Genomic DNA, 20,683 nt, shown 5'->3' with positions numbered 1-20,683 from the left:
GAAGAACCTCTTTTACATCATTGCCTGCCGCCCTCCGCTTTCTCTAAGGAAAAAGCTGGTGAGGCATCCAAGTCCTGTTACGACGGCCATGAATATAACGGCATAGGCATGGTTGCCGGTACCTTCAGCAATGGACAAAAAATACCCATACAGAGGGGTGGAGAGCGCAATCCCTCCGAATCCGAATGTATTCAGCACGGCAATGGCAGTCCCGGTAGCGGGCCCAGGCGTCAATTCTTTACATAGAGTCATCATAACGGAAAAAGCCCCGGAAAAAAAGCCGGCTACACCAAGAAGGACGATCCCGCATGAAAGCCCCAAAGCATCCTGTCCAACGGCAAGGATCCCCCAGGTCAGGGCCACGATCACGAACGGCCAGACGATGTAAGGTTTGCGGCGTCCGCTCCTGTCCGAAAGATAGCCGATCACAAGACTGCCCACCATGAAGGCAACAAGCTGTACGGAAGCCAAGGTCGAAGCCTGCTGCAACGGCAATGCATAAGTGTCCCTCAGATAGGCGATGCTCCAGGATCCGGCAAAACCAAGAAGTTGGCTGCCCATGAAAAAATAAAAGATATCAAGGGCCAACAGGCCGGGATCCCTGATTATCCTGGCCAGCGACACAGAACTGCCGCCAGCAGGTGATGTTTTTTCTACAATGGGAGCAAAGCCAAGATCTTGCGGTGTATCGCGCACGAACAGGACGCAGGCGAGAGCCAGCAGCAGCGTGGCAGCGCCGATACTATAAAATGCCCCGGAGAGAGAGACCGCGCTCACCAAGGCCCCCAGGGGAGCCTGGGCACTGACGCTACCGATAGTGCCGACGAACAGGCACAACCCGGCAAGCGTACCGAATTCCCGCTCACGGAACCATTGCGACTGGCACTTCATGACACATACAAAACTCGAAGCTACCCCCAGGCCGACGATGAAGCGGCCGGCAAAAAGCATGGTCGCCCCCTCGGCACAGCCGAAAAGCAGTGTCCCCAGCCCCGTAAGTGTGATGCATGCCGTGGCTGTCCGCCGGACCCCCAGTTTGTCTGCCAACAGGCCTGAAGGGATCTGGGCCAGGCAGTAGGCATAAAAATACATGGATGCCAGGCTGCCGAACTCCACGACGCTGAGGCCGTACTGTGTCATCAAGTCATCCTTGACGACGGATACAGACATCCTGTGGAAAAAGCTGATCATGTAAGCTGCGGCCAGCAGGCCCCAGACAAGCCAGCGGTACTGCTGTGCGCTGTGGAAAAAATTTTTCATATCGATCACCGGTTGGCAAACAGCGGAACAAAGGAAGGGCGCCTGCCGACAGCTGCATCTTTGCGGCTGTCTTCAGGACAGGCAGCCGCACAGGGCGGCTGCCTGAAATGTTTTTCTGTCAATACTTGTTCATGGTCAGGATGACGGCGGAAACTGTTCCCACCAGGGCCACGGCGATCAGGAAGGTCAGCGCAGCGGCAAAACTTCCCAGAACGCTCATCAGATACCCCAAGAATACGGGGCTGATGGCTGCGCACAGCATGCTCAGACCATTCATGACACCGGTACCGATGGAAATCACATCCTTGGGGATGAGCTCCTGGAGCATGGTCAGAGCAAGGGGAGCCCCCGGAGTGATGGCGGCCATACCAAGACAGATGCAGATGGCCGAGGCATAGTTGTTGGTCAGTGTCGACGCGAAATACAGGGACGCAGCTACGCCCACGGTCGCCAGGATGATGAAGGGCGCACGGCGACCAAGCTTGTCAGATGCCCAACCGGCGATCAGCTTGCAGACGATGGCCAGGATAAAGGGCATGGAGGCCAGGAAGCCCATCTCGGACCAGGAGAAACCACGTTCCGTCTTCAAGTAGGCAGGAAGCCACGTCAAAAGGCCCCAGTACACGACATTGTGCACGCAGTAGTAGACGACGACGCACCAATAGAGCTTGATCTTGGAAAGGACCTTGAGGTTCGCCAGGATACGCTTGACCGCCGAACCTTCCGGCTCTGCCGGCGCAGCCTCCGTACCGGCGACCTGTCCCTGTTCGATATAGTCGATCTCCGCCTGATTGATGGTCTTGTGCTGGCGCGGCGTATCAGCAGTCATTCCCAGGAAGAACAAAGGGATCAGCCCGATGAAAGCGGCAAAAAAGAACGTCCAGTGCCAGCTGTGTGTCGCCACGATCCAGGCAAAGACGGGCATGCCGATAGCAGGGGCCACACTGGTACCGATGAACCAGATGGCACTGGCCTTTGCTTTTTCCTGAACCGGGAACCAGGCCCGGCAGTAAGTGTTCATCATGGGAAAATGCAGACCTTCCCCAAGTCCCAGCAAGAAGCGGGACAGCAGCATCACGCCCAGTATGGTAGCAAAGCCGCCCACCAGCATGGCCACGAACCAGATGATGATGGCCATGATCATGGATTTTTTGGGGCCCAGGATATCGCCCAGGCCGCTCAGACATACATTGCCGATACCGTAAGCCACCAGGAAGCACGACATCAGCAAGCCTGTTTTGGCCGGATTGTTCGTCAGACCCAGGTCATTAAGAAAGGCCGGGTCTGCCATGAGCACGGTGATATTGACTCGGTCGATATACGCCACCGTAATGGTCAGCAGCAAAATAGCCAGCAGGGTAAAACGCTTGTGGGTCGGCTTTTCCGACACCGCGGCTACAGATCCTTGCACCACCATGATTTCCTCCGTATGGCCGTCTGCCGCAACACGTGCGGCAGACGGGAAAAGGTCGGTCTACTTCACGGTAGCGACCAGATACTGCTTGACTACCTCATCATTGAGCTCCTGTCCCAGACCCGGCAGCTCCGGCGCCTGATACTGGCCTCTGACGGGTTGGTAATCCTGCGTGCACAGCTCCCGGATGCACTGCTTGAGGGCATAAGAGTGATGTTCATGGATCAGGAAGTTGGGGATAGCCGTTTCCATATGCAGCGCCGCAGCCTTGGAGACAGGACCGCCGCAGACGTGGATCTGCACCGTCGCGTCATAGATGTTGGCAAGGTCGCAGATTTTTTTGGTCTCCGTGATACCGCCGGCAAGGCAGATATCCGGCTGCACCACGGCCAGTGCGCGTTTTTCCAGGAACGGACGGTAGCCCCAGCGCGTGTAGACGCGTTCGCCTGTGGCCACAGGGATGTTGATGGTACGGGCGATCAGCTCCATGTTTTCCACATGCATGGAGTGCATGGGCTCCTCATAGTAGAAGATGCGCAGCGGACGCAGCTTTTCAGCAAGCTGGATGGCGGCGTTGCAGCTGAGGAAGGAATGCAGTTCGATGATGATGTCGAGGTCGGGGCTGGTTTCACGGATGGCCGTCACGCGATCCACGGCCATGTTCAGATCGAACTGCGGCAGGATGCCGTAGCCGGTGTGCTTGGGATTCCGCTTGGCATGTTCATCCACCATAAGGGGGTCGACCTTGACGGCAGTATAACCGTCGGCCATGGCCTTGCGGGCAGCGCGTGCGTAGTCTTCAGGATCCTTCATGTAGGCATGCTTCAGATCCCAGTCGAACTGGATCTGGCTGGCATAGCAGCGCAATGTCGGATTGGTCTTGCCGCCAAGCAGCATGTACAGGGGCAGGTTGGCGGCCTTGCCACGGATATCCCAGCAGGCGATATCAATGGCACTGATGCCGCCATAGATCACAGGGCCCCCGCCACATCCCCAGAACGTATCACGGAACAACTTTTCCCAGATCTGTTCCACATTCAGCGGGTTCATGCCGATGATGCAGCGGGCCAGGTCACGCACGATGCCCGCACCAGCCTGGGCAGCATAGCCATAGGCAAGACCGACTTCGCCGATACCGCTGATCCCTTCATCCGTATTGATACGGATCAGGATAGGTTCGAACATGACCATGTCAGGATAATGCTTGTTGATCTGGCAATCGAACACTTCAACACTTGTGATTTTCATGGCTGCTCCTTACGCAGATGTCTTCTGCGGTAAAAGTTCCGCGTATTTTTTCCTTTAGCGTCCCCCGTGGAGCAGTTCAACAAAAAAAGTAAAATATTACAGTATATTATCTATTATATCAGGCAAAAATCCTTTGACAACAGGCACTAAGCAGCCTGGCCCCGGCATTTATTATATTTGAAAAAATTTTGTGCCCGGCAAACCAATCACCCCTTCTTCCCAGGGACAGAAAGCGACGAAGTTTTTCTGCAACCATGCTCTGATCACAGATGCCGCCATAAATATGCCATATTAGCAAATAAAATAATTATCATACCTGTTAATACTTTTATCAAATAATTTATAACCATAAAAACGATCATTAAAGCTTGCCAGACAGATATTACTCATATACGTTCGCCCTTGGCATATGAATAAAAGGAGGGACTTTTATGGCTCTTGAAGACAAAGATATTTTTAATGCTATCTTCAACAAATATAGCGACCAGCCCATCGAATTCATCATGGAGCAGTACGAAAAGGCAAAGATCCTTAATATGGCCATCGAGCGCCGGATCAACGCGCAGGCCGAGCAGCCTGTGAAGGTCGAAGAGGCCGCGCCTGCCGCTCTGCCCCCCGTGGACGAACCTCTTCCCGTCGAAGAGGAAAAGAAGCCCGCCCCGGCCCCCAAAAAAATCTTCACCAAGGCCGATCTGGTCTTCAATCCTGCGGAAGCCATCACCGACAACACCATCACCTGCTGCCTGTGCGGCAAGGAGGCCTGTTCCCTGACCTCCCGCCACCTGTCCAGCCACGGCATCAATGTGGAAGAGTACAAATACCTCTGCGGCTATCCTTCCGAACAGAAGCTGATGTCCCGGAATTTCGAAGCCAAGATGCGCCGCAATGTCCAGAGGGCCCAGCAGGCCCGCAAGGAAAAACGCCGGGCCGAAAACGCCTAACGCCATCATGGCATGGCCTGCTCCGCTCCCGGGAGCGGGCATGGTCCGTCCCGTAATGAAAATAAACAAAGAAGGGGATGCCCGTGGGCATCCCCTTCTTTGTTTATTCCGACATGCCGACAGTCGCGACAAAGCTCCGAGCCCCACCACAGGGCAGAGCATCAGGGGCGATACGCGCGCAGAGCGAACATGGGCACCGGATTGTAGGTGGCGTCCCGCCGGACGAAGATCCGTCCGCTGAGCCCGGTATCACAGCTGCAACGGACAAAGCCTGCCCGTGCCAGGGCCTCCATGTCCCACTGCGGCCGTTCCCGGCGGCTCAGGGGCAGGGCCCGGCGGATGTCCTCCCCTTCCTGCAAAAGGGCACTATCCACGTCGGCATGGGCATGTTGCCCCTTTTCATCGGCAAGCCGGGTAAAGTCCACTGCCCCGTAATCGGCATCAAAATTGAGCAGAACACCGCCGGGCCGCAGCACCCGCAGCCACTCCGCATAGGCCGCCTCGGGATCCGTCAGCGTCCAGGTCAGGTTGCGGGCCAGGACGCCGTCAAAGGACGCATCCCCGAAATCCAGCTCGGTGGCACTCATGCAGCGCCAGTCCACCGAGCAGCCTGCCTCATCGGCCAGTGCGGCGGCCTGGGCGAGCATCCCCTCGCTCAGATCGACGCCCGTGACCTCGCAGCCCGCCTGTGCCAGCAGGATGGCAAAAAATCCCGCGCCCGTGCCCAGATCCAGTATACGCAGGGCGGTCCCGTCTTCCCTGCGCGGCAGCCAGGGCAGGATCTCCGCCCGCCACAGGGAGGATTTGTCACTCTGCAATTCCTCACGGCGTACCTGCCCGAAAGCATCGGAACGCCGGGTCCAGTAACGCCGGATGCGCCCGTCGAGCCCGGGCCGGGCCTTAACAGCATCCCCGGGGATGCCGGCAGTCTGCTCCATCATGTGCTCCTTTACGGTGTCGTGCGGGTATCGGCAGCCCTTGCCTCTGGGCCGTCTTTTCCCCTGCGGCACGATCACGAAATCTTGCCCGTCTCATGGACGGGATGTGGCCGGTCGTTCCCTGCCGGTGCCGTGCCGCAAATCTGCGGTCTCCCTGCCGCCATGCCCGCAGGATGCGTTACGGCGGAGGCATGCGCTCCCGTCGTTCAGACCTTCGTCGCCCCGGTGGCTCTTCCTATCCCGGCAGCTTCGTCACAGCTCCCGTCCCATGCGGAGCGGAACGGGACGACTGTTTCCAGCATCCGCCGCAAGCGCGGGCTGCGGGCGCTCCCCAGCTGCGACACCGGCAGATGCTCCGCACAGCGGCCCTGATCCAAGACCAGCAGACTGTCACAGACCAGCGTCGCGGCCTGAAGATCATGGGTGATGAAAAGGCAGGTCATGTCGTTGCGGATGTCCCGCAGTAATTCCAGTACCTGCACCTGCACCGGGACATCCAGCGAGCTCACGGCCTCGTCCAGCACCAGAAAGGACGGTCGCGCGGCCAGCGCCCGCGCGATGCAGGCCCGCTGCACCTGGCCGCCGCTGAGCTCATGCGGCAGGCGACCGGACAATGAAGGCGAAAGCCCCACGCGCTCCAGCAGCCTGTCCACTTCCCGCCGCCGCTCCCGGCGGGAAAGACGACAGCCCGGCCCCAGCCCCTCGTCCACGGCCTCCGCCAGCGTAAATCCCGGATTGACCGAGGTCACATAGTCCTGAAAGACCACGGAGAGCCTCCCGCCCCCGGCCCGCCATTGCCGCAAGGGTCGGCCTTCCAGCAGCACGGTACCACGGTCGGGCCGCTCCAGCCCCAGCAGCAGACGCGCCAGCGTGCTCTTGCCGCTGCCGCTCTCGCCCACCAGGCCCGCCATCTCGCCCCGCTCCAGACAAAAGTCCAGCCCCTGCAGCACGGGCCGGGAGCCCCCTCCATGGGGGACGGCGTAGGTCTTCCAAATATCCCGGACGGAAAGGAAGATGTCGCTGCCGCTCATCACCTGTCTCCCAGAGCCTGCCGGAAGCCCCGCCACAGGGCCAGCCGGGTACGGACCAGATGCCGGGTGCAGGCATGGCCCGGCGCATCGAAAAGCTGTGCCGCCTGCCCGTACTCGACGCAGCGCCCCGCCTGCATGACCAGCACCTCGTCGGCCAGCTGCTGTACGGCGCCAAGATCGTGCGAGACGAAGATCAGTGAGGCATCACGGGCCACGTCGGCCAGACAGCGCAGCACCTGCTGCTGATGGCAGGCATCCAGAGCGGTGGTAGGCTCATCGGCCACCACCAGCGCGGGCCGCAGGGCCAGCGTCAGGGCGATCATGCAGCGTTGCAGCATGCCGCCGGACAACTGGTGCGGGTAGCTGCTCAGGACAGTCTCCGGCAGATCCACCCGCTGCAGGGCCTCGCAAACAGCCTCCCGGGCCCGGGCTGCGGACATCCGCCCCCTGTCCCGCATGGTCCCCTCCAGCTGTTTTCCCAAAGGTCTGAGAGGATCGAAGGCCGTCATGGCCTGCTGCAGGATGACGGCCATGCCCGTGCCGTGCAGCTCCCGCCAGCCTACGGGCTCGAGACGGCCCAGGTCGCGGCCGTCGAAATGCAGCTGCCCGCTCCGGACCAGACCGGACGGCAGCAGGCCCAGCAGGGCCCGGCAGAGCAGGCTTTTGCCGCTGCCGCTCTCGCCCACGATGCCCAGACAGTGCCCGCGTTGCAGCGAAAAGCTCACGTCCTGCACCAGCGGCCTGCCGGACAGGCCCTCCGTGACGGAGACATGCCGCAGTTCCAGCAGCGGCGCGGGATGTCCATGATTCACAGCACAGGCTCCTTGTGCAGGGCGTGCCTGGGGTCCAGGGCATCACGCAGGCTGTCGCCCAGATAGTTGCAGGCCGCCACCACCAGCAGGATGGCCAGCCCGGGCGGCAGCATCTGCCACGGGTACAGGACCATCACCTCGCGCGCCTCGCCCAGCATCATGCCCCATTCCGGTGTGGGCGGCTGCACGCCGAGCCCCAGAAAGGACAGGGCCGAGACCATCAGGATCACCGCGCCGGTGTCCAGCGTGGCCAGGACGCTGATCTCCCCGGCAGCGCAGGGCAGCAGGTGACGCCTGATGATGTGGCCCGTGCCGTAGCCCGCCACACGCGCGAAACGCACGAAGTCCCTGTCCGCATACCGAAGGGTGATGGTCCGCATCATGCGCGCGTACCAGGGCCACTTGGCCACCACGCAGGCCAGCACCACATTTTCCAGCCCCGGCCCCAGCATGCCCACGATGGCCAGCACCATGACCTCGCCGGGGAAGGAGAGCATCACGTCGCACAGCCGCATGAGGCAGGACTCCACCCGCCCGCGCACAAGGCCCGCCAGCATGCCCAGCAGGGCCCCCAGCGAGACTGTGGCCCCCATGGCCAGCAGCGAGACGCCCAGCGTGGCCCGGGCCCCGTAGAGCAGGCGGGAAAAGATGTCGCGCCCCAGCCTGTCCGTGCCCAGCCAGTGTTCGGGCCCGCAGGGGGCCAGCTTGCGGCTGCCGTCCACGGCCAGCGGATCCCAGGGCGTCAGCCACGGGGCCAGCAGGGCCGCCAGCAGCACGATGCCCAGGAACAGCAGGCAGGCCAGGCCAGCCCTGTCATGCAGCAATGCCCGTACACACCTCATCGCAGCCCCCGTTCGCGCAGACGCGGGTCCAGCAGGCCCGCACAAATGTCCATGCACAGGTTGCCGGCCACGAACAGCACGGCCATCAGCAGGACATAAGCCTGGATGACGGGAAGATCCCGGTTGAAGATGGCCGTGACGCACAGGCGCCCCAGACCGGGCCAGGCAAAAATGCACTCCACCACAAAGCTGCCTGCCACCAGCTTAGGCAGGCTCATGCCCAGGGCCGTGAGGCTGGCCTGCAGGGAATTGCGGAGCACCATGCGCAGGATGGCCCCCCGACTGCGGCCGCAGGCCCGGGCGTAGAGGACGAAGTCTTCCTGCGCGGTCTGCACCATGCTGTTGCGCAACAGCCGGGCATAGGCGGCCAGATAGGGCAGGGCCAGCGTCATGGCCGGGAGCACCAGCGAGGACGGCCCCTCAAGGCCGCCGGTGGGCAGCCAGTCCAGATGGACGGAGAACAGCCAGATCAGCAGCAGCCCCGCCCAGAAGGCCGGTACGGAGGTGCCCAGGAAAAGCAGGGCCCGCAACAGACGGTCCACCACCCTGCCCTCATGACGGACACAGACCAAGGCCACGGCCAGGCTGCACGCCAGCATGATGACCGCGGCCGTCCCCGCCAGCATCAGCGTGGGCGGCAGGGCCCGGGCCAGCTCCCCGGCCACGGGCCGACCGTTCACATAACTCGTGCCCAGGTCGCCCCGAAGCACATCCGCAAGCCAGCGTAGGTAGCGTTCCGGAAAGGGCCTGTCCAGCCCTAACTGCGCGCGCACCTCGGCCAGCAGTTCCGGCGTGGGGGTCTGGTCGTTGACCCGTATGGCCACTTCCGCCGGGTCCCCGGGGCTGAGCTGGATGAGGACGAACGACAGGAACGATATCCCCAGCAAGAGCGGCACGAGCCCCAGCAGGCGGCGCAACAGGCAATGCTTCATGTCCATCCTTCATCTTTGTCCCGGTGCCTCCAGGCCATGCCTGACGGACACCGGGAACGCGGTGCATCAAAAATACATCTTCTCGAAGGGGATCTCGTACTGCGACACGCCGAACGAAACGCCCTTGAGCTCCCGCACGTGGACGGCCTTGGTACGGGAATAGGTCAGCGGGATGTAGACGCCCTCGTCATGCACATAACCGAGGATCTCCGCATACAGGGCCTTGCGGCGCTCCTCGTCCGTCTCGGTCATCAACCGAGTGATGGCCACGTCCAGCCATTCCTTGCGCTCCAGACCCAGCTGGGCCTGATAGTCCCCGTGCGCCGGGATACGCCACGAGGAAATATAGGACTGCGGGTCGTAAGGCGTGCCCCAGGACAGGGAATACTGCAATTCAAAGTCGCCGCTCTTCTGGCGATCCAGAAAGGCCTGCTTCTCCTCGCCCACGATCTTCATTTCCACCCCGATCTTTTTCAGGTCCGCCTGCATGTACTCGCCGATGCTGCGCTCCTGCGCATTCTGCGAATTGTAATACAGGCGCACGCCGGCCCTCCGTCCGTCCTTGTAGCGCCAGCCGTCGGCCGCCATGAGCCAGCCCGCCCCGTCCAGCAGACGTGCGGCCTTGTCCGGGTCATAGCCGCGCGCCTCCAGCGGCAGGTCACAATAGGCCACCGTGGGGGCCAGCAGGCTGGGGGCCACGGTCTCGGAACCGTTGAGGATGGTGGCGGCGATGCCTTCCCTGTCCACCGCGTACTGCAGGGCCAGGCGCACATCCCGCTCCCGGGTGAACGGCTGGTGGGCATTGAGCAGTATGGCCCGCGAGGCGATGGGCTGGCTGATGGCCGCCGCATAGCGCCCCTCACGGCGGATGGCGTCGAAATTGTCCAGGTTGAGCATGTCGCCATCGGCCCCGAACACCAGATCCACGTCCCCCTTGTGCAGGGCCAGCAGGATGGCCTGATGGTCGGGCATCACCTTCCAGCGCACGGCCTGCAAACGGGGCTTCTCTCCCCAGTAAGAGGGATTGGCCGTGAACAGGGCGTACTGGTTCTCCTTGTGTTCCTTCAGGATCCACGGGCCCGTGCCCACAAGGCCGCGCACGCCGTTGCGCGTCTGGCCGTCGATGAAGCAGGACGGCGAGATGAAACGGAAAGGCCGCAACAGTCCCAGCTCGATGAGGGTCGGATAATAGGGGTGCTTGAGTACCAGACGCCAGGTGTGGCTGTCCACGACTTCGTGGCGTTCGATCTCGTTGATCATGTCCAGCCAGGCGTGGCGCAGGCGATTGGCGATGATGGCATCCATGTTCAGGCGGACGGCCTCGGCATCGAAGGGCGTCCCGTCGCTGAAGGTCACACCACGGCGCAGATGGAAGGTATAGACGCGGCCGTCGGGCGAGATCTCCCAGCTTTCGGCCAGCCAGGGCCGGACACCTTCCGCCGTGTTGATGACCAGGGGCTCGAAGACCATGCCCTGGGCCGCCATCTCGCCGCCGTACAGGTGCGGATTGATGTCCCGGATGTCCTTGGTGCTGGCATAGACCAGCTCCTCGCGCGGCGCACCGGCCTGTCCCTTCTCCTGCTCCCGGCAGCCGGCCAGCAGGCTCAGGCCGCAGAGCAGCAACCAGCATACCAGCAGTTTGCCTATCCTCATTTTTTCCACAGGAACCTCCCCACAATAGTGGCATGTTTTTAAAAAGCGTGCTACCAGAAAATCGTAGCACGCTTTTTAAAAACATGCCACACATTTCAGAGGAGGACAGATGAAGAAAAACAAGCCGTATGGCGCAGCCGCTGCCCTGCTGGCCGGGGCCCTGCTGGGGGGCCTCATGACCGCACCCGGAGCCCATGCCGTGGATTTTCGTGTCAAAGGTGTCTGGATCGCCATGCTCGAATACGGGGATGGCGGCAGCTTCGTTCGCAAAGACAGGGAGGGGAAAAACGCCCAAGGCTGGGGCCGCTGGGGTGAGGACCGCTTCGAGGCCAAGAACCGCGTACGCCTGCAACTGGATGCCGCAGTGTCCGATGCCCTTTCCGGCAGCGTCTATTTCGAGATAGGCGGAGCCACCTGGGGCCGTGCCCGCAGCGGCGGGGCCCTGGGGGCTGACGGCCAGATCGCCAAGATCAAGCACAGCTATCTGGACTGGAACCTTCCCGGCACGAGGATCAAGGCACGCATGGGCCTGCAACGCATCTTCCTGCCCGATTTCGTCACCGATGCCTCACAGGTCTTCGATGCCGACGTGGCCGGGATCAGCGTCGCCGCCCCGCTCACGGAACATCTGTCCCTGACGGCCTTCTGGGCGCGGGCCTTCAATGACAACTGGGCCGCCCCCGATGGCGGCCAAAGCGGCTGGCTGGACAATGCGGACTTCTTCGGCCTTTTGCTGCCGGTGACGTCCGAGGATATACGTCTCACCCCCTGGGCGCTGCTGGGAACGATCGGCAAGAACGCGTTCCGCTACGGCAACGGACGGTTCTACAGCCGCAACAGCGAAGGGAGCTACGGCATCGGCCTGTCCCCATCCGCCTATCGCTTCGATGGCCGTGAAAACAGCCTGGCCTACGCCACGGCCTTCTGGGCGGGCCTCACCGGCGAGATCACGGCGGCCCGGCCGCTGCGTCTGGCCTGGAGCGCGGCCTGGGGCAGCATGTCCACAGGGGATACCGCTCTCGACCGCCACGGCTGGTATGCCTCGGCCCTGGCCGAATACGCGCTGGACTGGGGCACTCCAGGCATCTACGGCTGGTACAGCAGCGGCGATGACGGAGATCCCGCCAACGGCTCCGAGCGCATGCCCACCATCGAGGCCAACAACGAGAGCACCAGCAGCGTGGCCGGCTTCGGCACCTTGGGCACCTGGACCCTGGGCCGGGACACCCTGCTGGGCTCCACGCTGGTGGGCACCTGGGGCCTGGGCCTGCGCGTGTGCGACATCAGTTTTTTCGAAGACCTGCGCCACACGATCCATCTCAACTATTATCAGGGCACCAACAGCGCCGGCATGGCCCGCCACATCAAGGGGGCCGGCGGCCCGGACATCGTCCGCCCCAACGGGACGGACTTCAATACCGCCAATTACTACGGACTCTACCTGACCGACAGGGACCGGGCCATGGAAGTGGGCATCATGAGCACCTATGCCCTCCACGAAAACCTGAAACTGCTGGTGGAGGCCAATTACATCGCCCTGTGGCTGGACAACAGCCCGGATGTCTGGGGCGGCTACCACGCCGGAGGACGCCGCTACGCCGCCAACAGCACCGAGGATGCCTGGAACATGAACGTGAGCTTTATCTATAAATTCTAGCCTGCGGGCCTCAAGGCCTGTTTCCCGCAGCCGCCGTCCGTCCGGGATTCCCGGATGCGGCGGCTGTTCTGTTCGAAAAAACAGATTTCCGCCACAGGACACACGACCTTGCCTGAGGCAGCCCAATTCCCCGTGGACGCTCGCGCAAAGCATACCCCAAACAAAAAAGCCCTCGCGGTCTCCCGCAAGGGCCTGAAATAAAAAAGGCACCTGCATCACTGCAGGTGCCTTGATTTCTTGTTGGCGTCCCCAAGGGGATTTGAACCCCTGTCGACGGCGTGAAAGGCCGTTGTCCTGGGCCGGCTAGACGATGGGGACGCGTCGAACTCGTTCTATGTATGGGAAATGCTGCCGGAGGTCAAGCAAAAATTTTGGAATCTGCAAAATTTTTTTGAAAGGGTCGGAAATAGCCGTCGCAACCCGCCCGATCATCCGGCCTGCCCTTCCCTGCTGTCCGCCACCTACCAGATGGAGCGCACCAGGCAGACCACGCCGCAGATGGCGATGATGCCCAGCAGGACACGGCGGAACAAAAGCACGTTGATGCGCTTGACCACAGGGAAGGCCGCCAGGCTGCCCAGCATCACGCCGGGGGTCCCGTACATGGCCATGCCCAGCACCTCGGGCGTGAAGAAGCCGTGCCACCATTGCAGCACCAGAGTGATGACGCCGCGCAGCATAAAGAAAACGCTCACCGTGCCCAGAAAGACGCGCGGCTCCCAGCCCACGGCCAGGCCAAAGGCGGCCATGGGCGGCCCGTCCAGGGCGATGCCCGTGCCCAGCAGACCGGCGCCGAAGCCGCAGGCCACGCCCACCGGCTGCAAGCGGGCCCCGCCGCCGCGCCCCCCATGCACATAGAGCTGCCAGTACACGAAGAACAGCAGCAGGATGCCCACGATGCCCTGCAGGACGGCGCCGGAACAGATCTGCAACAGATAGACGCCCGCGAAAGAGCCGGGCACCGCGCCCAGCAGCAGCCAGGGCATGGCATCGAAGCGGCAAAAGCGCACATGCATGGCGATCATGCAGGCATCCTTGAAAAAGCAAACCAGGCAACTCAGAGGGATGAGCGCATGCATGGGGATGGCCAGCGCCAGGAAGGGAAAGGCGAACATGGTGCCGCCGATGCCGCTGACACCGGAGACGAAACCACCGGCGAACCAGCAGACAAAAACAAAGATATCAAGTGCATCGGGCATGGCATCCTCCTTTCTCGCCCCGGCATGGGGCCGTGCCCCCGCCGCCGTCATGGCTCTTACAGGGCTTTGCCCCCGGCGGCAAGACAAGAATGGACTTTCTCCTGCCATCCCGAAGGGATGATGTCCATTCCTCCCTTCCTGGCCCTGCCCATAGCAAGGCGCAATAGCTGACGGGAGGCCACGCTGCCGCCCCGCAGGCCTCCCGATGCGCACAAAGGAGGCGGGATGCCCCCTGCCGGAAAGGACGACAACAGCCGTTGTCCCCCAAGGGGGCGCGTGCTGCGGTGTCCGGCGAGTTCCCGCAGTCCGCCTGTGACCACGGCTGCGGAGCCCCGCCCATGGCATCCACCTCGCCCCCCTGCCGCCGCATGTGCCAAAAGGAACAACATCCCCGTCCCGGAGCGTGCAGCATCGACCTTTTGCCCGGACTGTGCTATGTCGGAAAGACCGTCGCCCAACCGGCGCCCGCCTTCCCGGCCCGCGCACAGCAGGAGAAGTCCATGCCGTCCGATGACTGTCTGAAAAAGCTCTATATAGAACCCACAGCGCGCTGCAATCTGCGCTGCAAGATGTGTTTCCGCAACAGCTGGAAGAACGAGGTCATCGGCGACATGCGGCCGGAGACCTTCCACAAGGCCATGACGACCATGCCCGACAGCGTGGAGACCGTCTTTTTCGGCGGCATGGGCGAGCCCCTGGCCCACCCGGACATCGTGGAGATGGTGCGCACGGCCTCCTCGCTGGGCAAGCGCGTGGAGCTGCTGAGCAACGGGACCCTGCTGGATGCCCGGCGCACGGCCGAGCTGCTGGATGCCGGTCTGGATATGCTCTGGCTGTCCATCGACGCCCTGGACGACGGCCGCTATGCGCAGATCCGCCGCAACAGCCAGCTGGCGCTGGTCAAGGAACATATCGTGGAGTTCAACCGCCAGCGCGCCCGTCTGGACAGGACCGTGCGTCTGGGCGTGGCCTTCGTGGTCATGAAGAGCAATGCCCACGAGCTGGCCCTGCTGCCCTATTTTTCCACCTATTACAAGGTGAACGAGGTCAACATCTCCAACGTCATCCCCACGGACGAGCATACGGCCTCGGAAGTGCTCTATAACAACGTGGTGGACTGGGGCCTGGGCGATCCCGCGCCCATGGAAAGTTCGCCGCGCATCCACCTGCCGCTCATGGACTGGCAGGACCCTGCGGCCCAGGAGGGCCTGCGCAGCCTGCTCTCCACCTCCATGTGCAGCGTCTACCTTTCCGGGCAGCGCGTCAGCCGGGCGGCCCGGCACTGCCGCTTCATCGACGAGGGCATGGCCTTCGTCAAGTTCGACGGCCATGTCAGCCCCTGCATGTCCCTGCTGCGCAATGCCACCCTTTACTGGCGCCAGAAGCAGCGCGAGACCCGCAGCCACTTTTTCGGCGATCTGGCGGAACAGGGCCTGGATGAGATCTGGAACGCCCCGGACTATGCCGACTTTCGCCGCCGGGTACGCAATTTCGAGTTCTCGCCCTGCTACCGGTGCAGCCTGTGCGAAAACTGGGAACAGGGCCTCACCGACTGCTTCGGCAACGATGCCCCCACCTGTGGCGGCTGCCTCTGGTCCGAGGGCGTCATCAGCTGCCCGTAGGGCGATATCTTTATGGGGAGCGGGAGGGAAGCCCCCTGCTCCCCGCATCCTGCCATAGCTTGCCCTGCTCCGCGCCCGCCTGTAGCATGGGGCCATGCAGAAACCCGATTCCTCTTCCATCCCCCTCTCGCCCGGTGTCTATCTGTACCGGGACGGCAAAGGCCAGGTCATCTATGTGGGCAAGGCGCGCATCCTGCGCCGCCGCGTGCTCTCCTATTTTCGCCCCGAAGGCCTGCCCGCCAAGACCAAAGCCATGCTGGCCCACGCGCAGAGCATCGAATTTCTGACCACCACCACGGAAAAGGAAGCCCTGCTGCTGGAAGCCAGCCTCATCAAGAAATACCGGCCGCATTACAATATCGTGCTGCGTGACGACAAGCAGTACGTGCTCTTCCGCGTGAACATCAAGCACCCCTTCCCCCGGCTGGAGGTGGTGCGCAAGGCCCGGCGCGACGGGGCCCGCTATTTTGGACCCTTCACCTCCTCGCTGGCCGCCCGCGAGACCTGGAAGCTGCTGCACCGGGCCTTCCCCCTGCGCCGCTGCTCCGACCGGGCCATGAAGAACCGTGTGCGCCCCTGCCTTTACCATCATATGGGCCAATGTCCGGCCCCCTGCATGGGCCTGGTCACGGCCGAGGCTTATTTCGAAGGCGTGCGCCGCGTCTGCGACCTTTTGCAGGGCAAGGCCGATCCCCTGCTCAAGGAATTGCACAGCCGCATGGAAGCCGCTGCGGAAGCGCTGGAATTCGAACAGGCCGCCGTGCTGCGCGACCAGATCCGCGCCGTGGAAAAGACCGTGGAACGACAGGCCACGGTCCTGCCCGGCGGCGGCGACATGGACGTGCTGGGTCTGTTCCAGGCGGAACGGGGCCTGGCCCTGGGGCTGGTCTTCGTACGCGGCGGCGCCATGACCGACGGCCGGGCTTTCTACTGGCCTGGCCTGACCTTCGACGACGCGCCGGAGCTGCTCTTCTCCTTCGTGGGCCAGTATTATGAACAGCTCACCCCGCCGCCGCGCATCCTGCTGCCCTGGCTGCCCGCAGCCGTGCAGGAGACTGACGGGGAAGACGGCGGCACGGACGAGGCCCCCGACGAGCGCATCCTGCTGGAACAGGCCCTTTCCGAACGGCGCGGCGGCCCGGTACGACTGGTGGCGCCGCAGAATCCGGCCGACAACCGTCTGGTGGACGTGGCCCAGTCCAATGCCCGCGAAGAGGCCCGGCGGCGCGAAAAGCTGGAGGAGACGCCCCTGCCGGAACGGCTGGCGCGGGCCCTGCACCTGCCGGGAGCGCCCCGGCGCATCGAATGTGTGGACGTCTCCCATACCGGCGGCCGCCAGACCCGCGTGGGCATGGTGGTCTATGAGGACGGCCGCCCCAGCCCTGACCAGTACCGGGCCTATGCCATGCCCGACGGCGGCGACGATTACGGCACGCTCTATGCCTGGGTGGCCCGGCGTCTGGAAAGCGGCCCCCCCTGGCCCGATCTGATGCTCATCGACGGGGGCCGCGGCCAGCTGGCCGTGGTGGAACGTGCCCTGAACGATGCGGGCAAGCCGGACTTCTTCCCGCTGGCGGCCATCGCTAAGGCCCGGGACGAGGCGGGCCATGCCGACCGGCGCGCGGGCAATGTGGCCGACCGCATCTTCCTGCCCGGCCGCAGCAATCCCCTGCCCCTGCGCGAAGGCTGCGCGGAGCTGCTCTTTTTGCAGAACGTGCGTGACGCCACGCATCGTTTCGCCATCGGCCGTCACCGCAAGGCGCGCGGTCAGGCCGCCCTTTCCGGCGAGCTCATGCGCCTGCCCGGCATCGGCCCGGCCACGGCACGCCTGCTCTGGGAGACCTTCGGCAGTCTGGAGGCCATGCGGGCCGCCAGTGTGGACGATCTGCGCCGCCTGCCGGGCATCGGGGCTTCCAGGGCCGCCCTACTGCACGAAAAACTGAAAGGTCTGGAGGGCTGAGGAAACGGGAGCACGCCTCCCCGCTCTCTCCCCGTCTTCCCGCTCTGCCACGGCTTGCAGGATGGCGGGAAGGAAAAAACTGGCCCTCCCGACAAAAACGCAGACAGGGTATGAGGGAGGAGCAGGACTGCCTTTTCCTCCAAACAAGGACTACCCGAACATAGTGAAAATATGAGAGGTACCGCTGCCCGCGCTCTCATGTCTTTCACCGTTTGCAATGCTCACTGATGGAACTGGTGGCGGCATCGGTCCCAAACAAAAAGAGGTCACACCACATCGTGGTATGACCTCTTGATTTTTTGATGGTCGGAGCGACTGGATTCGAACCAGCGACCCCCTGCTCCCAAAGCAGGTGCGCTACCATGCTGCGCCACGCTCCGTGATGGGATGTTTTGTACGCAAAAGGCCCTGCTTTGGCAAGGGCGGCCCGTCCTGGAGCCCAAGGGCGTTGCCTGCCCTGAGGGAAAAGCCGCCTCCTGCGGGACAGGGCCACGGGCCTCTTTCACTCGCCAGGCAGATGACGACCGCGGACAGGGCTCCACCTATAGATAAGGACGAGAGGGAACACGCGGGACGGACCAGCCCCTTCCCTCCCTGCCGGGAAAGGATCTCCCGGAGGCCCTCCCCTGCGAACGCGGCATGTCTTTTTCCGTGCAGCCAAAAGAAGCGGGACTTGTCCTCTCAGACTCCCGGCCCGGGCTCCCGGCACAGTGCCGCTGAGGGTTTGTCAGACCGCAACCAGGCGGCAGAAAAAGAAAAACCCCGCTCGAAAGCGGGGGGATTTCCTTATGGGGCGAAAGATGGGACTTGAACCCACGGCCACCTGGGCCACAACCAGGTGCTCTACCAACTGAGCTACTTCCGCCGTAACGAAGACGTGTATACGCACATCCCGAAAAATATGCAAGCAAAAATTTACATTTCTCTTTCTGGATTTTTTTTAGAAAAAAAACTAGCATCCGATACCGGCTCCAAACACCATGTTTTGCCGGAGCACGGACCAGTCCCGCACGGGGACGGGACCGCTGCCGCAACCCCCAGCATGCGCCGCAGGCCGGAGCCTGCAGGCCGCACGAGGATCCTGATGGACAAGCTTATTATCGAAGGCGGTACGCCGCTCAAAGGGACCATAGATATCAGCGGCTCCAAGAATGCCGCCCTGCCCATTCTTTTTGCCGGCATCCTGCTGGACGCGCCCATGGTCTACACCAATGTGCCCGACCTGCGCGACATCCATACCACCATCAAGCTCCTGAACGTGCTGGGCTGCTCCTGCAGCTATGACGATCATCGCGTGGAGCTGAAGCCCGGCAGTCTGCTGCCCGAGGCTCCGTATGATCTGGTGCGCACCATGCGCGCCTCGGTGCTCTGTCTGGGCCCGCTGCTGGCCCGTATCGGCCAGGCCCGCGTGGCCCTGCCCGGCGGCTGCGCCATCGGCGCCCGTCCCGTGGACCAGCACCTGAAGGGCCTGGAGCTCATGGGCGCCACCTTCGAGCTGGAAGAAGGCTACATCATGGGCCATTGCGACAAGCTGCGCGGCGCCCACATCACCTTTGACATGCCCACCGTGGGCGGCACGGAAAACCTGCTTATGGCCGCCGTGCTGGCCGATGGCGAGACCACGCTGGAAAACGCGGCCCGCGAGCCCGAAGTGGTGGATCTGGCCAACTTCCTCATCTCCTGCGGCGCGCAGATCGAAGGCCACGGCAGCAGCACCATCCACATCAAGGGCGTCAGCAGCCTGCGCGGCACGGAATATGCCATCATGGCCGACCGCATCGAGGCCGGCACCTTCTTGGTGGCGGCGGGCATCACCGGCGGCGAGCTGCTGCTCAAAAACTGCCCCTTCACCGAACTGGAATCCGTCATCGCCAAGCTGGAAAGCATGGGCCTGGCCATCGAGCAGCGTCCCGAAGGTGTGCTGGCCCGCTACCAGGGCGTGCTGCGCGGCGCGGACGTGAAGACCCGCCCCTACCCCGGCTTCCCCACCGACATGCAGGCCCAGATCATGGCCCTGATGTGCCTGGCCGAAGGCTCCAGCATGGTGGAGGAGAGCATCTTCGAAAACCGCTTCATGCATGTGCTGGAGCTGGTGCGCATGGGTGCGGACATCAAGATCTCCGGCCATACGGCCATGGTGCGCGGCGTCAGCCGTCTGACCGGCGCTCCGGTCATGGCCTCGGACCTGCGTGCCAGCGCCTCGCTGGTGCTGGCCGGTCTGGCTGCCCGCGGCACGACCCATGTCCAGCGCATCTATCATCTGGACCGCGGCTATGAACGCATCGAAAACAAGCTCAACGCCGTGGGTGCCCGTATCCGGCGTGAAAAGGAATAGCGCTCCGGCGCAAGGAGGATACATGCGTTACATCGTCCCCCTGCTGCTTCTCTGCTGCCTCATGCTCAACAGCGGCTGCGGCATGCTGTACGGCGTGTACGACGACCAGCGCCTGAGCGGCACCATCAGCGATGACAAGGAGATCTCCCTGGGCATCAAGTCCGACCTCATGGACGCCAATCTTTCCCAGGGCTGGGGCATCAAGGTCTACTGCTATTACGGCCACGTCTTCCTGGTGGGCGAAGCTCCCGAGAAGATGCGCTCCCAGGCCATCCGCCTTGCGCGCCGCCACAAGGGCGTGCGCTCCGTCACCTCCCACTGGTTCACGCCGGCCAAGAGCGACACCGGCGACTTTGTCCTGGCTACCAAGCTGCGCACGGAACTCATCGGCACCTCGGGCCTGAGCTCCACCCGCATCGATACGGAAGTCAACGCCGGGCGCGTGGTCCTGCTGGGCGTGGTCAAGGATGAGGCCGAACGCAAGCTGGCCATCCGTGCCGCGCGCCAGGTGGAAGGCGTCAAGCAGGTCATCAGCTATCTGATGCTGCCCCAGAAGCAGGCCGACATGCCCGTGCCCAAGGGCCAGGTGGTACCCGGCGCGGGCCAGGGCACACAACCCGCGGCCACACCCGCCGCAGCTCCGTCCACGGAACCGGTTGCCCAGCCCGCGGCCCAGAACGTGCCCACCATGCCGCCGGCCAACTCCTCGCACAAGCTGACCCCGCCCACGGCACCGCCTCCGCCGCCGGTGGGCGACGAGGCCGCCGGGGCCGTATAACCCAAACTCCCCAGGATCTTCGGGGCCACGCCCCGACATAAACGATCTTCCTTCATACGAA

At 63.0% G+C, this 20,683-nt stretch carries 16 protein-coding genes and 3 tRNA genes; 6 read left to right on the top strand and 13 right to left on the bottom strand.

Going from position 1 to position 20,683, the window contains the following annotated elements:
- Positions 1–12 precede the first annotated feature (12 nt).
- From ACQRBR_RS10560 to ACQRBR_RS10550, 3 genes are all read right to left on the bottom strand, one after another.
- Complete coding sequence (locus tag ACQRBR_RS10560; protein ID WP_427812955.1) at positions 13–1,260, bottom strand: MFS transporter; 1,248 nt, start codon at positions 1,258–1,260, stop codon at positions 13–15.
- 118 nt (positions 1,261–1,378) lie between these two features.
- Positions 1,379–2,677 (bottom strand): MFS transporter, encoded by a 1,299-nt coding sequence (locus ACQRBR_RS10555; RefSeq protein ID WP_303878813.1) that lies wholly within the window; start codon positions 2,675–2,677, stop codon positions 1,379–1,381.
- Positions 2,678–2,734: 57 nt separating this feature from the next.
- A complete protein-coding gene (locus tag ACQRBR_RS10550; protein ID WP_303878820.1) occupies positions 2,735–3,922 on the bottom strand; it encodes a mandelate racemase/muconate lactonizing enzyme family protein in 1,188 nt (395 codons plus the stop codon).
- Positions 3,923–4,353: 431 nt separating this feature from the next.
- Between ACQRBR_RS10550 and ACQRBR_RS10545 the strand changes: the two genes are divergently transcribed.
- Positions 4,354–4,863 (top strand): MucR family transcriptional regulator, encoded by a 510-nt coding sequence (locus ACQRBR_RS10545; RefSeq protein WP_300705689.1) that lies wholly within the window; start codon positions 4,354–4,356, stop codon positions 4,861–4,863.
- A 161-nt stretch (positions 4,864–5,024) separates the two neighbouring features.
- Here ACQRBR_RS10545 and ACQRBR_RS10540 read toward each other — a convergent pair whose 3' ends face one another.
- The 6 genes from ACQRBR_RS10540 to nikA all read right to left on the bottom strand — a co-directional run bounded on the left by ACQRBR_RS10540 (position 5,025) and on the right by nikA (position 11,071).
- Positions 5,025–5,804 carry a class I SAM-dependent methyltransferase gene (locus tag ACQRBR_RS10540; protein ID WP_427812954.1) on the bottom strand — a complete coding sequence of 260 codons (780 nt, stop codon included), beginning with the start codon at positions 5,802–5,804 and terminating at the stop codon, positions 5,025–5,027.
- 203 nt (positions 5,805–6,007) lie between these two features.
- The gene (locus ACQRBR_RS10535) at positions 6,008–6,832 is read right to left on the bottom strand and encodes an ABC transporter ATP-binding protein (protein WP_427812953.1); all 825 of its coding nucleotides are present in this window, start codon (positions 6,830–6,832) and stop codon (positions 6,008–6,010) included.
- A complete protein-coding gene (locus ACQRBR_RS10530) occupies positions 6,832–7,644 on the bottom strand; it encodes an ATP-binding cassette domain-containing protein (protein WP_427812952.1) in 813 nt (270 codons plus the stop codon). The genes ACQRBR_RS10535 and ACQRBR_RS10530 overlap by 1 nt, the downstream gene beginning before the upstream one ends.
- Positions 7,641–8,486, bottom strand: coding sequence for a nickel/cobalt ABC transporter permease (opp1C, locus tag ACQRBR_RS10525; protein WP_303878845.1), 846 nt, complete (start codon positions 8,484–8,486; stop codon positions 7,641–7,643). The genes ACQRBR_RS10530 and opp1C overlap by 4 nt, the downstream gene beginning before the upstream one ends.
- Complete coding sequence (gene opp1B / locus ACQRBR_RS10520; protein ID WP_427812951.1) at positions 8,483–9,418, bottom strand: nickel/cobalt ABC transporter permease; 936 nt, start codon at positions 9,416–9,418, stop codon at positions 8,483–8,485. The genes opp1C and opp1B overlap by 4 nt, the downstream gene beginning before the upstream one ends.
- Before the next feature lie 66 nt (positions 9,419–9,484).
- Positions 9,485–11,071, bottom strand: coding sequence for a nickel ABC transporter substrate-binding protein (gene nikA / locus ACQRBR_RS10515; RefSeq protein WP_427812950.1), 1,587 nt, complete (start codon positions 11,069–11,071; stop codon positions 9,485–9,487).
- A 109-nt stretch (positions 11,072–11,180) separates the two neighbouring features.
- On the opposite strand from nikA, the gene ACQRBR_RS10510 reads away from it, so the two are divergent.
- Positions 11,181–12,728: an outer membrane homotrimeric porin gene (locus ACQRBR_RS10510; RefSeq protein WP_427812949.1), complete on the top strand. Its 1,548-nt coding sequence runs from the start codon at positions 11,181–11,183 to the stop codon at positions 12,726–12,728.
- Positions 12,729–12,969: 241 nt separating this feature from the next.
- On the opposite strand, the gene ACQRBR_RS10505 is transcribed toward ACQRBR_RS10510, so the two are convergent.
- Positions 12,970–13,046: transfer RNA gene (locus tag ACQRBR_RS10505), tRNA-Glu, on the bottom strand.
- Between the two features lie 143 nt (positions 13,047–13,189).
- The gene (locus ACQRBR_RS10500) at positions 13,190–13,927 is read right to left on the bottom strand and encodes a sulfite exporter TauE/SafE family protein (RefSeq protein WP_427812948.1); all 738 of its coding nucleotides are present in this window, start codon (positions 13,925–13,927) and stop codon (positions 13,190–13,192) included.
- Positions 13,928–14,427: 500 nt separating this feature from the next.
- Here ACQRBR_RS10500 and ACQRBR_RS10495 point away from each other — a divergent pair, with 500 nt between their 5' ends.
- Together ACQRBR_RS10495 and uvrC are read left to right on the top strand one after the other, a co-directional pair.
- Positions 14,428–15,549: a radical SAM protein gene (locus ACQRBR_RS10495; protein WP_278882137.1), complete on the top strand. Its 1,122-nt coding sequence runs from the start codon at positions 14,428–14,430 to the stop codon at positions 15,547–15,549.
- Between the two features lie 94 nt (positions 15,550–15,643).
- Positions 15,644–17,509 carry an excinuclease ABC subunit UvrC gene (uvrC, locus tag ACQRBR_RS10490; protein ID WP_427812947.1) on the top strand — a complete coding sequence of 622 codons (1,866 nt, stop codon included), beginning with the start codon at positions 15,644–15,646 and terminating at the stop codon, positions 17,507–17,509.
- 303 nt (positions 17,510–17,812) lie between these two features.
- Here the strand turns inward: uvrC and ACQRBR_RS10485 are convergent.
- Together ACQRBR_RS10485 and ACQRBR_RS10480 are read right to left on the bottom strand one after the other, a co-directional pair.
- A tRNA-Pro gene (locus ACQRBR_RS10485) sits at positions 17,813–17,889 on the bottom strand.
- Between the two features lie 409 nt (positions 17,890–18,298).
- Positions 18,299–18,374: transfer RNA gene (locus ACQRBR_RS10480), tRNA-His, on the bottom strand.
- 219 nt (positions 18,375–18,593) lie between these two features.
- Between ACQRBR_RS10480 and murA the strand changes: the two genes are divergently transcribed.
- Both murA and ACQRBR_RS10470 read left to right on the top strand, forming a co-directional pair.
- The gene (gene murA / locus ACQRBR_RS10475) at positions 18,594–19,844 is read left to right on the top strand and encodes a UDP-N-acetylglucosamine 1-carboxyvinyltransferase (protein WP_303879250.1); all 1,251 of its coding nucleotides are present in this window, start codon (positions 18,594–18,596) and stop codon (positions 19,842–19,844) included.
- A gap of 22 nt (positions 19,845–19,866) precedes the next feature.
- Positions 19,867–20,622: a BON domain-containing protein gene (locus ACQRBR_RS10470; protein ID WP_321127737.1), complete on the top strand. Its 756-nt coding sequence runs from the start codon at positions 19,867–19,869 to the stop codon at positions 20,620–20,622.
- Positions 20,623–20,683: the final 61 nt, after the last annotated feature.

The sequence above is a fragment of the Desulfovibrio sp. SGI.133 genome (genome assembly GCF_050313955.1).
Lineage (GTDB): Bacteria > Desulfobacterota > Desulfovibrionia > Desulfovibrionales > Desulfovibrionaceae > Desulfovibrio.
This window is presented reverse-complemented; position numbering and strand designations above follow the sequence as displayed.

Excerpts from the sequence above, each read along its gene's own strand:
- ACQRBR_RS10510 (WP_427812949.1), top strand. The coding sequence starts at position 11,181 with ATGAAGAAAAACAAGCCGTATGGCGCAGCCGCTGCCCTGCTGGCCGGG.
- opp1C (WP_303878845.1), bottom strand. The coding sequence starts at position 8,486 with ATGAGGTGTGTACGGGCATTGCTGCATGACAGGGCTGGCCTGGCCTGC.
- ACQRBR_RS10495 (WP_278882137.1), top strand. The coding sequence starts at position 14,428 with ATGCCGTCCGATGACTGTCTGAAAAAGCTCTATATAGAACCCACAGCG.
- murA (WP_303879250.1), top strand. The coding sequence starts at position 18,594 with ATGGACAAGCTTATTATCGAAGGCGGTACGCCGCTCAAAGGGACCATA.
- uvrC (WP_427812947.1), top strand. The coding sequence starts at position 15,644 with ATGCAGAAACCCGATTCCTCTTCCATCCCCCTCTCGCCCGGTGTCTAT.
- ACQRBR_RS10470 (WP_321127737.1), top strand. The coding sequence starts at position 19,867 with ATGCGTTACATCGTCCCCCTGCTGCTTCTCTGCTGCCTCATGCTCAAC.
- opp1B (WP_427812951.1), bottom strand. The coding sequence starts at position 9,418 with ATGAAGCATTGCCTGTTGCGCCGCCTGCTGGGGCTCGTGCCGCTCTTG.
- ACQRBR_RS10500 (WP_427812948.1), bottom strand. The coding sequence starts at position 13,927 with ATGCCCGATGCACTTGATATCTTTGTTTTTGTCTGCTGGTTCGCCGGT.
- ACQRBR_RS10555 (WP_303878813.1), bottom strand. The coding sequence starts at position 2,677 with ATGGTGGTGCAAGGATCTGTAGCCGCGGTGTCGGAAAAGCCGACCCAC.
- nikA (WP_427812950.1), bottom strand. The coding sequence starts at position 11,071 with ATGAGGATAGGCAAACTGCTGGTATGCTGGTTGCTGCTCTGCGGCCTG.
- ACQRBR_RS10550 (WP_303878820.1), bottom strand. The coding sequence starts at position 3,922 with ATGAAAATCACAAGTGTTGAAGTGTTCGATTGCCAGATCAACAAGCAT.
- ACQRBR_RS10540 (WP_427812954.1), bottom strand. The coding sequence starts at position 5,804 with ATGATGGAGCAGACTGCCGGCATCCCCGGGGATGCTGTTAAGGCCCGG.
- ACQRBR_RS10545 (WP_300705689.1), top strand. The coding sequence starts at position 4,354 with ATGGCTCTTGAAGACAAAGATATTTTTAATGCTATCTTCAACAAATAT.
- ACQRBR_RS10560 (WP_427812955.1), bottom strand. The coding sequence starts at position 1,260 with ATGAAAAATTTTTTCCACAGCGCACAGCAGTACCGCTGGCTTGTCTGG.
- ACQRBR_RS10535 (WP_427812953.1), bottom strand. The coding sequence starts at position 6,832 with ATGAGCGGCAGCGACATCTTCCTTTCCGTCCGGGATATTTGGAAGACC.